This is a genomic window from Pandoraea sp., assembly GCF_041919235.1.
GTDB lineage: Bacteria > Pseudomonadota > Gammaproteobacteria > Burkholderiales > Burkholderiaceae > Pandoraea.
The window spans coordinates 1-15,535 of record NZ_JAYRUC010000034.1 but is presented as its reverse complement, the minus strand read 5'-3'; the positions used below and the strand labels follow the sequence as shown (position 1 = coordinate 15,535).

The window sequence follows — 15,535 nt, the reverse complement described above, 5'->3', positions numbered from 1 at the left end:
AGCTTCACCTCCGATGCCCTTGCATCTCCAAATTAATTCGGACTCCGTTGCATAAATCTACCTGATGAGAGCACCGGCAGTACACACTCCGCCCCCTTTTCAGGCGTCACGCCCAGGGACATTACAAAGTCTTACAACAACGGGCAACCTAATCACCGCAGTTTGCGTCTAACTCATATCAATCCATGATGCCGAAAACCGGGACGCATACCGCGCTCGCGAGGAGGTCAAGATGGGAACAAACCGTGTAACCAGCACGTCGGAGCATGTCTCGAAGGTACGCATTGCCAAGGCGGTCGCCTCGACCGGTCTGGCGGCTGCACTGCTGTCCCTGGCGGGATGTGCCTATGAACCACCACCGCAGCCCCGCTTGCCGTATCGGGGTAACGAAGCGACGAATCCAACGTATGACCCCAGGTGCGGCCCACCCCCTTATGCGGCGGGCTCGCCGTGCAGTCCCTATGCGGCGCCTCCGTCACCGGCCACTGACGCATACGGGCGTCCGTACCCGCCGACCGACCAGTACGGTCGGCCGTACTCGTCCGACGCACAGGGTCGCCCCTATCCGCCTCCGCCGCCTCCGGTTTATCGGGAACCTTACCCCGGCGATGGTGTTCGCGCGCCTACGCCAGGATCCGAGACCGCGCATTGAGTGCTCATTGAGTGCTGTCTGTTCCGATAGCGCAAAAAAATACGCCACGGCATGCCGTGGCGTATTCGTTATTGCGTCCCGCGCACGGCGTGTCAACGCCGCGCGCACCAGGTACGACTTAGACGTGGAAGAACTCGGCGATGAACGCAGCACCGAGGAACGTACCGGCGTTCGCAAGGAACGACACGACCACAATACGCCAGCCAAGGCGGCGGAAAGCAGGCACGTCCTTGGCGACCGACAGGCCAGCGTAGGTCAGCATCGGCGTGACCAGGGCGAGGAAGTTGATCTTGCCGGTGAACTGCTCGACGATCGGTGCAAACGGGCAGGCCGACGACGTCAGGAACATCGCAACGAGCGACACCCAGCACACCGCCGGCACCTTGCGACGCGTGACGAAATACAGCGCTTCGCCGACGATCACGGCGCCGATGATGATGAGCATGCCCGGCACGCCATCGAGGAACGGCGTCTTGAAGGCGATACTGTTGCCAACGAGCGCCAACGCACCCGAAAAAATCCAGGCGAACAGGCGTGCGCCGAAGTTCATGTCCACGGTATGCGCCGTGCTGGCTTCTTTCAGTTCCTTGGCGGCGTCGGCGTCGGCGACGGCAGCCGCCTCGGCGTTGGCACGGCCGCGGCGGGTCATGCGGCCCAGCACCGGCTCCATCACGCGGTAGCCCCACACGGCGAGCGGCAGCGAGATGAACAGCGTGAAGTACGTGCCGATGGTCGTCGTGATCAGGTTCGATGCTGCCGCGAACGTGGCGACTTCCTTGGCGACTTCGGGCGTTTGCTGCGCGGCGATCGCCCCGGCGGCGGCGGCCATCATCGAACCTGAACCCACCCCGGCGCCCATCGCGAGCGAATGCGGGTGGAACAGGTTCAGGCTGGCGATGAAGCCAGCGAACAGCGAAATGAAGACGGCGCCGAAGACCGTGCCCGTCAGGTACTCGGCGAGCACACCACGGCCTTCGGGCGAATCGAAGCCGTACTTTTCGCCGATGATGGCGAGACTCGGCTCACGGCCGACCGAGAAGGTCGCGCCAATGGCTTCGCGCTTGATGCCGAGCATCAGCGCAACCGGCAGCCCCAGGATGATCGTGCCCACGAAGTGGCCGAATTCCTGGAACACGAGCGCCCAGCCGGCCGCCATCAGCTTGGGCAGCGAGCCACCCACGAGCAGCCCCAGCTTGGCTACGAACAGCAGCAACGCCGGTTGCAGAATGGCAGAAGCCTTGTGCTGCATCGACAGGTCGATCTGCGCAAAGCGCGGCAGACGCGCCTGTGACAGGCCCAACGCCGCGCCGAGCAGCAACGCCCAGACCATCGGCAACAGCACGATCTTGCCGTGACCGGCGTTGATGCTGATCGCCCCGATCAACTCCGCGATCACAAGAATCACGATCGCCCAAACATACAGGCGTACGCCATCGCTGAAGGCGCCGCCTTGCGGCTTGGCCGCGTTTTGTTCCATGACTGCCATCTGGGTCTCCACTGCGCTTGCTATTGAACCGGTCCGGTGCCGTCCGGTGACCCGGAACAAGCGCGAACATGTCGGTGGTTAAGGAAGTTCGGCGCGCCGTCCGCCCGATCCGCAGACCGGCGGACTTCCGCATGGCGCCTCACTGCGCGCCATGTTGGCATGCCTCGGTGACAGCAACAGCCGTGCCACGCCGAGCCACCCGAGGGCGGCATTATACGCGGCCAAAATGGCCGTTCCGGCCCGAGTCTCGCCGGCTGAAACGACCTTGAGCCGCACACCGTCTCACGACCGGCGCCCGGCCCATTTTTTCACTCACTTAAGGCGCGCCTCCGACCACTGAACGCCTGCTGACAGCCCATGCCCGCTCGGTGCCGCCTGATGCCGCGTGGTGCCGCTCATCGCCGTTGGCGCTCCGTAGCGTCAGATCAGACGTAGCCGAACGGCGTGGCCGGATTGGCCGCCGTCTCGACCCACACGCTCTTCGTCTGCGTGTACTCGTACAACGCTTCCACGCCGCTGGAGCGGCCGTAGCCGCTGTGGTGGTAACCGCCGAAGGGCGACGCGACATTGATCGTCTTGTAGCCGTTGATCCAGAACGTACCGGCATTGACCTGCGCCGCCACGCGGTGCGCACGCGCGACGTCCTGCGTCCACACCGCGCCCGCCAGACCGAATTCGCTGTCATTGGCGATCGCCAGTGCCTCGTCTTCCGTGTCGAACGGAATCGCGACGACGACCGGACCGAAGATTTCGGTACGCGCCACGCCCATCGCATTGTTCGCGTCCGCCAGCACGGTCGGTCGCACGAAGAAGCCGCCGTCGCTGCGTTGCTGCGAACCGGCGGCCAGGCGCGCGCCGCCCTCGACCCCCGCATCGATCATGTTCATCACATGTTGATATTGGGTGCGGTTGCAGATCGGGCCGACTTCGGTGGTGTCGTCGAGCGGGTCGCCCATCCGGATCTTCTGCGCGCCGCGCGCGAGCATATCGACCATCTCGTCATAGACGCCGCGCTGCACCAGCAGACGCGAACCCGCCACACAACTCTGCCCTGCGCTCGAGAAGATGGCGGCCTGGGCACCCAGGCAGGCACGCTTCAGGTCGGCATCGTCGAACACAATATTGGCGGACTTTCCGCCCAGCTCCAGCACGCTCGGCAGCAGGCGCTGCGCGGCGGCCGTGGCGATCTTGCTGCCGGTGGCCGGCGAGCCGACGAACACGACCTTCCTGACGGCCGGATGCGAGATCGCCGCCTGGCCGGTGGTATGACCAAAGCCGGCGAGCACGTTGATGAGACCCCTTGGCACGCCCGCCTGTTCGGCGAGCGCGGCGACCGCGAGCGAGCTGGCCGGCGTGAGTTCCGACGGCTTGAGCAGCACGCCATTGCCCATGGCGATGGCCGGTGCGAGTTGCCAGCCGCAGGTAAAGACCGGTGCGTTCCACGGCGTGATCTGCAACACCACGCCCATCGCCTCGCGGCGCGTGTAATTCAGGTGCGTGCCCGGCACGGGGATTACGTCGCCAAAAAACTTGTCCGTCCAGCCCGCGTAGTACTCGAACATCTCTGCGACCTTGCCGACTTCGCCACGGCAGTCTCGGATCGGCTTGCCTGCGCCGATCGATTCGAGCTGCGCCAGCGCTTCGGCGTTTTCGCGGATCTTGCTGCCGACGGCCTGCATCACCCGGCCGCGCGCCGCGTGCGTGAGCGCCCACCAGGTTTTCTGCGCGACCTGGGCGGCGTCGGCCGCTTGCGCCACGACGGCAGCACCGGCATCGCGGTAAGTCGATACCGTCTGCCCGGTGGCCGGGTTCACAATATCGATGCTCGTCTCCCCCGTGCCTTCGATCAGCTCACCATTCACGAACGATCCGATCGTGGTGGCGTTGGGGAAGAACTTTGCAAATGCGCCGAGCAACGCGGCGGCTTGTGGGTCTGCCATGAAAAAACTCCGTGCGACGCGCCGTAACGGCGCGCATCGTATTGTCAAATCGATAAAAGAAAGCAGAACGCGACTGCGCAACGCTTGCGGTGGAAATCGACCATGAGCGCCAATTACGCCCGGCCCGGCTCGATGAACTGCACGATGCGATTGAAGTCCTCGTCATCGCCCACCGTTGCAGCGCTCGCGGCCCACAGACGACCGACCTCCGCCGAGAGCGGCCCCGTGGCGAGCACGCCCGTTTGCGCGGCGAGCGCCATCGCCAGACGCACGTCCTTGCGCATGAGCTTCATCGTGAAGCCGGAGTCGAACGCGTCGTTGAGGATCCACGTCGGGTAGTTCGTCTGCGTCACGCCACTGCGTCCCGAGCCGGCGTTCAGGCCCTCGAGCACCTGCTCGGGCGCCACACCGGCGGCCTCGGCCAGACGCATCGCTTCGCCCGCCACAACGAGGTGCGCCGCGCACATCAGATTGTTGATGAGCTTGGTCACATGGCCTGCGCCCACGTCGCCGATATGCACGCGCTTGGCCGACAGGGCGGCAAGCACCGGTTCGACGCGCGCAATGTCCTGCGCCGAGCCGCCCAGCACCATCGTCAGAGCGCCGTTCAGGGCACCTTTCGGGCCGCCGGAGACCGGGGCGTCGACCAGCGCAATGCCCTTGCCGCGCAGCACGGCGGCCAGCGCGCGTGTGCTTTCCGGATCGGCCGTCGACGTGTCGATGACGATCAGCCCGTCGCGACCGTTCGCGGCGATACCCTCGGCGCCATTCACCACGGCCTCCACGATCTGCGACGTCGGCAGCGACAGCACGAGTGCGTCGGCTTCGCGGGCGAGTTCGGCGACCGAAGCCCGCAGACCGATGCCCGCGTCGGCCAGGGCGGCGCCCGCCGCCGGCGACGGGTCGAAACCGAGCACCGTGAAACCGCCGCGCTGCAACGACAGCGCCATGCCGCTTCCCATGTTGCCCAGTCCGACCACTCCGATGATTTTCATGTTGACTCCAGATTGACTGCAGGAATGACGCCGCCCCAGTGTGCGACGCCGCGTTGCTTCGTCAGCCGGACGCACCGGCCGACGCTTGTGAATGCCGGGCGGAAATCGACGATGCCCTGCGTATCGAGACCCGAGACCCGAGACCCGAGACCCGAGACCCGCCTGCGTGAGGCGCGCGGCGCCGGCCCGGGCGTCTTCGCGGTGAAGCGCGACGAGCGATACGCGATACGCGATACGTGATACGCCCGCTTCGCGCGCCATAAAGCGACCGAGATACCGCCCGAAGCAGAAGTCGCCGGGGGACGGTCGCTGCGCAAGCCCAATCTCGCCTGAAGCGTCAGGTTGAATCCGGTGCGAAATCGGACCGCCGTTGCCGGGCCTCGCCTGGGTTCGTTGCCCAGCCACGGGGCCGATCCGCATGTTTCGCAGTGTGGATTGAAAAAAAACGACGCTCAATGACAACGCTTGAAGATTTTTGTACTAAAAATTAGTCTTTAGGGTATGACCCCTGCCATCAATGAAAGCCGCCTGGCGTACCTGTTCGCCGCCGTCCAATGCGGCACCGTGCGCGCCGCCGCCGACCGACTCGACATCGCCCCCTCGGCCGTCAGCCGCCAGATCGCCCTGCTGGAGGCCGAACTGGCGCTGCCGCTCATCGAGCGCCACAAACGCGGCGTCCACCTCACGCAGGCCGGCCGGCTGCTCATGGAGTATTACCGCGAGCAGCGCGCGCACCAGGAGGACTTGCTCGCCAAGTTGCAAGAAGTCCGCGGATTACGGCGTGGGCATATTCGACTGGCGGTTGGCGAGGGGTTCGTCAGCGATCTGATGGGCGCGCCGTTGCAGTCCTTCTGCAAGCGCTATCCGGACATCACGCTAACGCTTGATCTGGCGGGGACCAATGAGGTCATGCGTCTCGTGGCCGAAGACGATGCGGATATCGGGCTGGTCTACAACCCGCCGGCCGAGCCCAAGATCGTGTCGCGCGCGCAGATGCGCCAGCCGGTGCACGCCATCGTCGCGCCTGACTCGGCACTCGTCGAGCGATGGAACGCCGCAGGGGCGCTCAAGCTCGACGCACTCTACGACGTGCCGCTCGCGCTCATGCACGGCGCATACGGCACGCGCCAATTGATGGCGCTGGCCGAGCAGTCAGAGAAGTATCGGCTCACGGCGGCGGTCACGACGAACTCGATTTCGGTGCTCAAGCATTTCGTGCGTGCCGGACTGGGCGCCACATTCCTGCCCGCGTTTGCCGTGTCGCAGGAGATCGAGGCCGGCTTGCTGCGCGCGCTGCCAGTCGACCATCCGATCCTCAACAGCGCCGAGGCACATCTCGTTACCCGCGCGGGCCGCCGGCTGTCCGGCGCGGCCAACCGCCTGCTGACCCATCTGGCGGGCAAGATGGAAGCCTTCGGCGCACCGGATTGAAACGACTGACTGAAGGCACCCGATGCCCATTCCTCGCCGCATTGCACGGTTTCGGTTGCTGAGACGCAACAATCGGGCGACTAAGCCATTCCCCGATTTCGCGGGCGAGGGAATTCGGATATAAAAGAACCCATCCGGGCGACGGTTGCGCATTGCGTCGCAGTACAAGCCATGTGATGCGGCGCGGCCACCTCGCCCGCCGACCCCGGTCGAACGGCCGCGCGCGAGCTTGCGCTTGCGCCACGCCGCCGCCCCTGCGCCAGTGGACTGCCATGACAACGATCTCTGACAACCAGAGCGTGACGGCATCACTTGCAACCGCCCGCACTCCCTTATGCGGCGCCCGTTGCCCAGGCGTACCTGCATCCCGATTTCTCGTCACTCGTAACGAATTTTCAGGTTTTTCCGGCGACATCTCGTATCGTCTTCGCGCGAGCGCTTTGCGACGACGACGGACATAACCACGCAAAAAGGTGCGGGGCAAAACGCAACCTGGGGAGCAGACCATGAAAAAGAAGCTTATCGCGGCGAGCCTGCTTTGCAGCATCGGCACGTTCGCGCACGCGCAATCGAGTGTGCAACTCTATGGCCGATTGGACGGCGGCTTTCAGTTCATGAACCATTTGCAGGACGGGAACGGCGGCACGGTGTCACGCTGGAGCGCACAAGGCGGCGACTACGGCACGAGCCTGTTCGGTCTGCGAGGCTATGAAGATCTCGGTCAGGGCTTGCATGCCGTGTTCAATCTGGAAGGCGGCTTCCAGTTGATGAACGGCTTCAACAACAATGGCGCGGGCTCGATCTTCGACCGGCGCGCGCTGGTCGGTTTCAACTCCCGTTCGTGGGGGCAGTTGACGATCGGGAGAAACCTGTTCATCAGCAACGGCGTCTGGGATTTCGACCCGTTCCAGCAGCAGGCCTTCTCGTCGGCGTCGCTTGTGCGCGGGCGTAACTGGCCGCAAGCGAGCAACACGGTCAATTACCAGAGCCCGAACTGGTACGGCTTCGATGTCGCGGGCCAGTATGCGTTCTCCAACATTGCCGGACAGTTCAACAACGGTCGCGGCATGGGGGCGCAATTGACGTACACGCACGACCGGTTCCAGTTGCGCGCCTTGTACGACGAAATTCGCGACGCCAATGGACGCTTCACCGACATCTTCTCCACCTCGCGCGAGTACTTCGCCGGGGCGAACCTGTTCCTGAACCGCTTCACGATTTCGCTGGGCTACACGCATATGTCCGCACCGGACGCCCCGGCGCCCGACTTCGCCACGCGCGCCGATCATTACTGGGCCGGCGTGAAGTATCAAGCGACGCCAGTCTGGGCGGCGAGTGCGGGCGTGTATCACGTGAACGTGCCGGGCGGATTCGGCAACGCCACGATGTTCGAACTGGGCACGACGTACAACCTCTCGAAGCGCACGTTCTTTTATGGCACCGTCGCGTTCGTGAAGAACAGCGCCAACCAGAGCTTCTCGGTGGCAGCCATTCCGAGCGACTCGCTCGACAACCCGCCGGCGGGGAAAAGCCAGACGGGTGCTTATGTCGGGGTGTCGCATTCGTTCTGACGACGCGACGTAAGCGCAAGACGTAAAAAAGCCGTCCGGCGCGATGCCGGACGGCTTTTCCATGACTGCTTTTGCCGTTGTTACTGCTACTGCTACTGCGACTGCTACTACTACTGCTACTACTACTACTACGGGTACTGCTACTGCCTCGCGAAGTTGGCGCCGGGCAAGCCGGCACCTCTCACACCTGGATTACCAGACGTACTTGAGCGAGCCGGCCACGCCGGCTTGCGTTTGACCTTGACGCACGCTGCCGTTCACGCCGCCGCGAAGCGAGAGCTTCTTGCCGAACTTCACGTCGATGCCCGCTTCCGCGCTCACGATATCGCGGCCGAGCTTGTTGCCCGTGACGGTCATGGTGCCGGCGTTCGCAGCGTTGGCGAGTGCGACGTCCATCGACGGCGCTGCATGCGCGAGCTCACGCTCGTAAGCGATGCGCAGCGACGGCGTGATGCTGCGCGATTCGTCGCCGAACTCCTTCTACAGACGTGCGCCAATGCCCACGCGTGCCGAGTTGAATTGGCTGCCGTCGACCTTGAGGCCTGCGTCGCCATTTTCGGTAAAGCCCTTGACCGAGGTGTTCGACACCTTGATCGTGAGGCTCGGATCGATGTTGACGGCCCGCGTGACGATGTGCTTGCCGAACTCCGCGAAGCCGCCAATGGTCGTGGCGCTCGTCTTGCCGCTCAACCCGTAGATCTCGCCACCGAGTTTGACGGCGCGCTGGCTCTTGATGCTGTGTGCGCTATACGAAACGCCACCGTGCGCGAACCAGCCATCGACTTCGTGCGCGCCATACAGGCCGACGCTATACGTACTGACCTTCGACGAGGCGTTCTGGTTGTTCTCGCCGTTCGCGTCGACGCTCGCATTGGCGTAGCCTACCGCGACACCCACGCGGGTGTTGTTCTTCTTGGCGTCGATCCCTGCGACCATACCGGCGCCGCGAATCGAAAAGCCTGCCGCGTCGCCGCGTGCCTGGCCAGTCGTCTGACCGCCCATGGCTTGCGCCCAGGTGGAGATGCCGCTCGCCGTCGAGGCGATGTCGGTCGGCTGCATGAACGCATCGTCGCCGGACAGACGGTCTTGCATGCCCTTGCGGAAGAGGTCGGCGTTCTGTTGCGCGGCATTTGCCATCTGCGTCAGCACGACGCCGGAGGCCATGGCCTGCGCGGCACGGTCGACCTGCTGCTGTGCCAGGATGTCCTCAGCCGACGACGCTTCGATCGCATCGACTTCGGCTTCGGCTTCGGCTTCGGCTTCGGCACCAGCATCCGTATCGGTACCAGCATCGGTATCGGTATCGTCCTTGCCCGATTCCGGCGTGTCATCCTCTAGCTTCGACGTTTCCGACTCCTTGCCCGCCTCGTCGGCACCGCCGGTGCCCGTATCGCCTGCATTCGTGTCTTCGTCGCCCGATTCCGTTTGCTTGCCGGTCTCCGGCACGTTATCGTCGCCCGTGGTGTTGTCGTCCAGGTCGGTGTCCGTCACGATCGTTTCCGTTTGCTCGCCGATCTCCGGCACGTTACCTTCGCCCGTGGTGTTGTCGTCCAGGTCGGTCTCCGTCCCGATCGTCTCTGTCCGATCGATCACCTTCGGGACGTTCTCATCATTCGTCTCGTCAGCGTCGCGTGCTACGGAAACGTCCGTCTTCAGAATTTCAACCATCGCGGCTCGGCGTTGCGCCGTCTCCTTTTGCTTCGTGTAAGCCAGTGCCTCACGAAGCGTTGCCTTGGCGACGTCTACCGAACGTTCCTTCTTCGCGCTGGTTTCGTCCACAAGACGTTCCTGTGCAGATGTCAAAGCGCTTTCCGCCCCACTTTTTTCATTCTGTGCGTCGAAGAGCCTTTGCGGCGATTTGATGTTTCGCTCGTACCAGGACAGTCCTTTCTGGACCTCGGTCAATCCCTGTGCGGCGGCGTCCACGCGAGTCTCCTGCGTGGTGACGTCCCGGTGCGCCTGCGCCACGCGCTCGCCCTGCTCTTCGAGCAAGCGATGCGCCGTTTCGCGATGCTTGCGCGAGTCGACGAAGTCCGGCGTTACAAAGCGTCGCGCGACGTCGGCAAAGCGCGATCGCTTCTTTTCCTCGACGTTCACTTCTTCCACGACCTCTGCGGCCGCGGCGATGGGCGCCGCCATACCGCCCGTCAACGCCAGCGCAGCAGCACCCGCCATCGCGGTGCGACGCAGTCGGAGCGCCAATGCGTCCGTCGTCACGTCTTGATACGTCTGTGCTGCTGTGTCGATACGATTCGTTTTCATGATCTGCGTCCCTCTTTAATTCGTGATTGGCAAGTACCGAACGCCAATCCGCAAGTTGCGTTGCATTCGATGAGTGACACGAATCTTAGGACGTGATTAACGTATTAACGGTCTTTGAGGCTGGGCATTGGGAATTTACTCACCAAAAACACCTCCCTTGGGACAAATCCCATGGGAAACGTAGTGAAATCACCCACAGACTGACGACTTGCAGATGAAAACCACCACCATCAATCGATATAACGAGGTCTTAGCACCTCAAATGACCGAACACGGCCAGGCATCTTTCGCGACGCAAAGTACGCGTTGAACTGAGCGACGTCTGTCACGCGACGCACATTGATCGGCAATCCGATTGGATTGCGCTTTCACTTGTTTCATCACATCTTTAAATGAACGTAGCCAAATGCAAAAAACCCCCGTTACCGATAAGTAACGGGGGTTTCGACCCACGGGTATGAAGCTTGTGGCGCATCGCGTACGACCGTGCGCTGCGCCACCCGGATCCCTTGGGAGGCGATCCGCGCTTTCCCCTTGCGAGGAAAGCGTCTTGCCGACTCCTTTAGAAGCGATACTTCGCCGAGATACCACCACCCAGCGCGCTTTCGCCCTTGCGCACGCTGACGTTGCCGCCAATACGCACTTCCAGTTGCTTCTTGATCTGCATGTCCACACCCAGATCCGCCGTGAAGATGTCGCGGCCCAGCGTCGGGCCCTTCACCGCAAAGCCTTGCGGCGCGCCGTAGATCGCGTTCGTCAGGCTGCTCTGCGTGTTGCCGAACTCGTGCTCGTACGACAGGCGCAGCGACGGGGCCACCTTGCCGCCCGCAACGCTCGCCACTTCGCACGCCAACCACACCGCGCGTCGACGTCTGCGACTGCGAACCCACCTTCAGGCCGTCGTTGCCCTGGCCATCGCGGTTCGTCTCGTCGAACCCGTTCAGGCGCGTCGATGCCACACGCACGCCCACCGACGGATCGATGTTCACGCCCGACACCTCGAAGCGCTTGCCCACTTCGCCGAACATGCCGAACGTCTGACCGTTCGTCTTGCCCGTCACCCGTGCCGACGCGTTACGCGCAGCCACCGTGCGATCCGTCTTCACGCTGTGATTCGTGTACGAAACACCGCCGTTCACGAACCAGTTCGTGCCGCTCAGGTGCGATCCGTACAGGCCCACGCTCACGCTGTTGACCTTCGACTCGCCCGGCATGCCCTTGGCCTTCGACTCCTGGTTGCCCAGGCCCACCGAAGCACCCACCAGCGTGTTCTGACCCACACGCTTGTCCACACCGATCGCCCCATCGAGGCCCTTCACGTCGAACGACATGCCGTCGCCGCGCTGGCTCGCGTTGCCGCCCTTGAACGACGCCCAACCCGCCATGCCATGATCGGCCGACATCGCGCCGTTGGCCGTCTTGTCGTCGAACATCGTGCCGCCGGCGATCATGCGCGTTTGCATGCCGCGCTGGAACGACGTGGCCGCTGCTTGCGCGGCCGTGGCGTTGTTCACCAGCGACTCACCCGAGAGCAGACGCGCCGAGCGACGTTGCTCTTCCGTGCCCGCCGTTTGCAGCGCCATCGCCGAGAGCACCTTGCCGCCGATCTTGCCCGAGGCCAGATCGCCAACCGTCACACCGTCCACCGACGCCAGCACCGCTTGCTCGTTGGCCGTGTAACCGCCGTCCGCAGACAGGAACTTCACAACGTTCGCCTCGGTGATCGTCACCTGGCCGCCAGTGCCACCATCAGTACCGCCATCGATACCACCGTCGGTATCACCGTCCGTACCGCTGTCGACATCGACGTCCGTGGAAATGCTGCCGAACTCGATCTCGCCGACCTGCACTTCGGCATCGTCCTGTGCGTCGACGACTGTGACTTTCTGCTTGAGCAGGTCATCGACTTCAATACCCTCATCGACCGCGACTGCGATCTTCGTGGTGCGGAAATCGCTGTCTTCCGAAACTTGAATCGCACCGAAGGCCAGATCGTCGCCCTGTTTGGCAACGCGCGAGTTGATCTTCGCACCCTCGCTCGACTCGTATTTGCCCACGGCCAGCTTGTTCGTGCTCAGATCGAGCGTACCGGCGTTCGAGAGGGTCGTCACACCGGCAACATCGGCGTTCAACGCAACCGTACCCGCGCTCGCGACACTCACGGTACCCGAACCCAGCGCATTGGCATGCGCCGCCGTCAACGTACCCGCTTCAACGCTCAGGCTCGAAACGCCACGTTGGTCACCCGACAGCGTCAGGTTGCCGGTACCGACCTTCACCAAGGTCGAACTACGCGGGGCCTTCACCTCTTGCACGACATCCGACGCCATGCGCGGAGCATCTTCAGCTTGCGCGTCATTTACTTCCGGCTCGCCCGCAGGGACGATCTCTTTATCGTCGTCCTTCGGGAGCGGCGCACCATGCGAAATCGTACCGGCGAAGCTATCGTCGCCATTCAATTCGCCGAGCACGAGCGTCGTATCGCCGGTGTAGATCGCACCGCCCGTACCGGTCAGCGAACCGATCTGGAGGGACTTCGCTTCGTCCTTGTCGGCAACCTGGGCGATATCCAGAACGCCGTCCGCCATGACGATCGTCGCTTGGTTGGCCGTGGTGTTGCCAGACAAGGTGAGCGCGCCCGAATTCGTCAGGCGCATTGCCTGAAGCTGTACATCGGCGAAGCTCAGCGTCGCGTTGCTGGCGTTCTCCACAACAGCCTTGCCACCTTCGGACACCGAGATCGTGGCCTTGCCACCGGCCGCGTTCTTCAGCGTCATGTTCTGAAGATCCATGTTCTTGGCCGTCAGCGTGCCGCTGTTGGTCACGTTGGCCGTGCCACCGACCGATTTCACCATCTCCTTCGCGGGCTTGTCTTCCGTCTCGGAAGCCGAAGCATCTTCGTCCCCGCCAGCGACGGGCACAACGGCAACGACGGGAATGTCGACGATCTTGCCGTCGATGGTGACCTCGCCGGCCGCCGCGTTAGTCAGCGTCGCGGCACCCAGATCCGAAGCGGTCACGATGAGCTCGCCGCCGTTGGTGATCTGCGCATTGGTAACCAAGGACGTGTCGAACGAAAGTCGCGATTTGTTATCGATGACGGCATTCTGTGCGTCGGCTTCGACGAACTCCGCGTGGGCGGTGCCATTGACAACGATGTTGCTTGCCCCTGCCTTCGAATCCTTCTCGAACTTCAGGCGGGCGTCGTGCGACAGCTCGATCTTGGCTTTACCTGCGCTTGTGTTGCCGCCGAACGTGATGGTGCCCGCCGCGCCTTCTGCGAGCGTACCTCGCTCAACATTGGTGACATCGCTTCCCGCCGACAGCACGACTTCCTTCAGGTCGCTGGAAATGCCGTCGCCCTTGGCCACGAAATTCAATTGACCCTTCGAACCGACGCGAACCTTGAGCGTGCCGTTTCCTTCGATGCCTTGATGAACACTCAACTTGCCATCGGCGACCTTGATTTCGTGATCGACATCCTCAAGCACTCGAAGCGTACCGACTTCGCGTTCCTTGCTCTCGGCACCCGATATCGCGTCGGATACGGTCCCCGAGAAGGTCCCGAACTCGATCGTCGCGCCATTGGCGATCTTTGCCTGCCCATCGCCAGCGGCGTCTTCGTTCGCGAAGGTCTTCAGATTTGCGTCGGCCCACGTCAGCGCGTCGCCTTGCTTGACTGCATCGCTCGCGTTGGCGTCGAGCAGGAACGTGGTACCGAGTTGCGTGACATGGGCGTCGCTCTCAACGCGCTCCCAAGTGGCAGCCTTGTGTTTCAGCAGATTCAGGTTATCCAGAATCGCCTGGGCATCGCGAAGGTCATTCTTCGCAGTGGCAACTGCGGCATTGACAGTGGAGGCTTCCACGAGCGCATCAAGTGCCTGTCGATCGGAATCTGCACCCTCAAGCTTGGCTTCCGCATTGATCTTTTCTGCAGCTTCCTTAAGCTTGGTGAGTCGCTGCAAGTGTTTTTCTTCCCAATCCGGGCGTGTGACACTGCCGTGATCTTGCCCCTCGATTTCGCTGATCTTCCCAGCAATTTCCAGAACCTTCTCGCCAAGCGCCTGAAGCGTTTCCGAATCACCATTCACGTTGAGCGCATCAACGACCGATTTCGCGATGACAGAGAATTCTTGCTGGCGTTCGTAATCAGCTTGTTTTGCTGCAAGTTCGGCGGGCGCATCCTCAATTTTTTTAATCAGTTTAGTTAACTCACTATCCCGATCTGCTTTCGCCGAAACCCATTGCTCAGGGGCGGGCGTATCCATATCTGCCACGGCATACCCAGGCAGCGCTGCTGCCGTCACCACGGCCGCTACGGCCATGCAAATTTTTGTCTGGCGCAGGGCGCTCGACTTCGGATGGTTCTTTTGCATTCGAAAATCCATAAATTAAATTCGTGAAAATGATGAATAACTTCATCACGCTTCAGAAACGACACAGCGACCTGCGTCAAGACCCACGAAGTTTAAAATTGGAACTATCGAAATCGCGCCAAAAACCATCGGTTTTGGTACTTCACCCACGATATGAATCAGAATGCTATTTGGGAAAAGTATTTAAAAAATTCCAATCAAATCCAAGTTAAATCCCAATAAATTCACAAACAACCGAATACATATCCCAATTGATTGCATAGCGATGTACGCAAACAACGGACAATCGATACAAGAGAGTTATTTCCCAACGTCATTTTTCTCCTCTGCGCCCGCCGCCTCAGACCGATTTCAGGCAGCACCGCGCGATCCCTATGCACGTCTCCACACCGCAGAAAGCAAAAAACCCGTCGCGCCCTTTCAGGCACGACGGGTTACTTCCCTACACAGCGCAGACGTCTAAACGTTCATTCCCTGTCCGACGTCAGCGCTTACACTCACTTACGCTCACTTATGCTCAGAAGCGATACTTCGCCGAGATACCGCCACCCAGCGCGCTTTCGCCCTTACGCACGCTGACGTTGCCGCCAACACGCACTTCCAGTTGCTTCTTGAACTGCATATCCACGCCCAGGTCCGCCGTGAGGAGATCGCGGCCCAGCTTCGGACCCTTCACCGTGAAGCCTTGCGATGCGCCGTAGATCGCGTTCGTCAGGCTGCTCTGCGTGTTGCCGAACTCGTGCTCGTACGACAGGCGCAGCGACGGGGCCACCTTGCCGCCCGCAACGCTCGCCACTTCGCTCCACAGACGCACGCCAACCA

General features: G+C 62.2%; 7 protein-coding genes and 2 pseudogenes. 3 read left to right on the top strand and 6 right to left on the bottom strand.

Annotated features, from left to right (window positions below):
- Nucleotides 1–770: 770 nt before the first annotated feature.
- The 3 genes from ACE3UG_RS20835 to ACE3UG_RS20825 all read right to left on the bottom strand — a co-directional run bounded on the left by ACE3UG_RS20835 (nucleotide 771) and on the right by ACE3UG_RS20825 (nucleotide 5,334).
- Entirely contained in the window at nucleotides 771–2,138 is a 1,368-nt protein-coding gene (locus ACE3UG_RS20835) for a DUF3100 domain-containing protein (RefSeq protein WP_374627490.1), read from the bottom strand.
- Between the two features lie 425 nt (nucleotides 2,139–2,563).
- Nucleotides 2,564–4,078, bottom strand: coding sequence for an aldehyde dehydrogenase family protein (locus ACE3UG_RS20830; protein ID WP_374627488.1), 1,515 nt, complete (start codon nucleotides 4,076–4,078; stop codon nucleotides 2,564–2,566).
- A gap of 113 nt (nucleotides 4,079–4,191) precedes the next feature.
- Nucleotides 4,192–5,334 carry an NAD(P)-dependent oxidoreductase gene (locus ACE3UG_RS20825; protein WP_374627532.1) on the bottom strand — a complete coding sequence of 381 codons (1,143 nt, stop codon included), beginning with the start codon at nucleotides 5,332–5,334 and terminating at the stop codon, nucleotides 4,192–4,194.
- A 240-nt stretch (nucleotides 5,335–5,574) separates the two neighbouring features.
- Here ACE3UG_RS20825 and ACE3UG_RS20820 point away from each other — a divergent pair, with 240 nt between their 5' ends.
- Both ACE3UG_RS20820 and ACE3UG_RS20815 read left to right on the top strand, forming a co-directional pair.
- Nucleotides 5,575–6,504, top strand: a complete 930-nt coding sequence (locus ACE3UG_RS20820) for a LysR family transcriptional regulator (RefSeq protein ID WP_374627485.1) — start codon at nucleotides 5,575–5,577, stop codon at nucleotides 6,502–6,504.
- 506 nt (nucleotides 6,505–7,010) lie between these two features.
- The gene (locus tag ACE3UG_RS20815; RefSeq protein ID WP_374627483.1) at nucleotides 7,011–8,075 is read left to right on the top strand and encodes a porin; all 1,065 of its coding nucleotides are present in this window, start codon (nucleotides 7,011–7,013) and stop codon (nucleotides 8,073–8,075) included.
- A gap of 192 nt (nucleotides 8,076–8,267) precedes the next feature.
- Here the strand turns inward: ACE3UG_RS20815 and ACE3UG_RS20810 are convergent.
- Together ACE3UG_RS20810 and ACE3UG_RS20805 are read right to left on the bottom strand one after the other, a co-directional pair.
- Nucleotides 8,268–9,743, bottom strand: a pseudogene (locus ACE3UG_RS20810) (autotransporter outer membrane beta-barrel domain-containing protein).
- Between the two features lie 1,156 nt (nucleotides 9,744–10,899).
- A pseudogene (locus tag ACE3UG_RS20805) lies at nucleotides 10,900–11,668 on the bottom strand (autotransporter outer membrane beta-barrel domain-containing protein).
- Nucleotides 11,669–13,771: 2,103 nt separating this feature from the next.
- Between ACE3UG_RS20805 and ACE3UG_RS20800 the strand changes: the two are divergent.
- Complete coding sequence (locus ACE3UG_RS20800) at nucleotides 13,772–14,548, top strand: hypothetical protein (protein ID WP_374627481.1); 777 nt, start codon at nucleotides 13,772–13,774, stop codon at nucleotides 14,546–14,548.
- 682 nt (nucleotides 14,549–15,230) lie between these two features.
- Here the strand turns inward: ACE3UG_RS20800 and ACE3UG_RS20795 are convergent.
- Nucleotides 15,231–15,535, bottom strand: a 305-nt coding sequence (locus tag ACE3UG_RS20795; protein ID WP_374627479.1) for an autotransporter domain-containing protein, incomplete at its 5' end; no start/stop codon positions are given.

What these genes read in the sequence shown, in the direction of transcription:
- ACE3UG_RS20835 (WP_374627490.1), bottom strand. Translation starts at nt 2,138, where the DNA reads ATGGCAGTCATGGAACAAAACGCGGCCAAGCCGCAAGGCGGCGCCTTC.
- ACE3UG_RS20830 (WP_374627488.1), bottom strand. Translation starts at nt 4,078, where the DNA reads ATGGCAGACCCACAAGCCGCCGCGTTGCTCGGCGCATTTGCAAAGTTC.
- ACE3UG_RS20825 (WP_374627532.1), bottom strand. Translation starts at nt 5,334, where the DNA reads ATGGCGCGCGAAGCGGGCGTATCACGTATCGCGTATCGCGTATCGCTC.
- ACE3UG_RS20820 (WP_374627485.1), top strand. Translation starts at nt 5,575, where the DNA reads ATGACCCCTGCCATCAATGAAAGCCGCCTGGCGTACCTGTTCGCCGCC.
- ACE3UG_RS20815 (WP_374627483.1), top strand. Translation starts at nt 7,011, where the DNA reads ATGAAAAAGAAGCTTATCGCGGCGAGCCTGCTTTGCAGCATCGGCACG.
- ACE3UG_RS20800 (WP_374627481.1), top strand. Translation starts at nt 13,772, where the DNA reads ATGAACACTCAACTTGCCATCGGCGACCTTGATTTCGTGATCGACATC.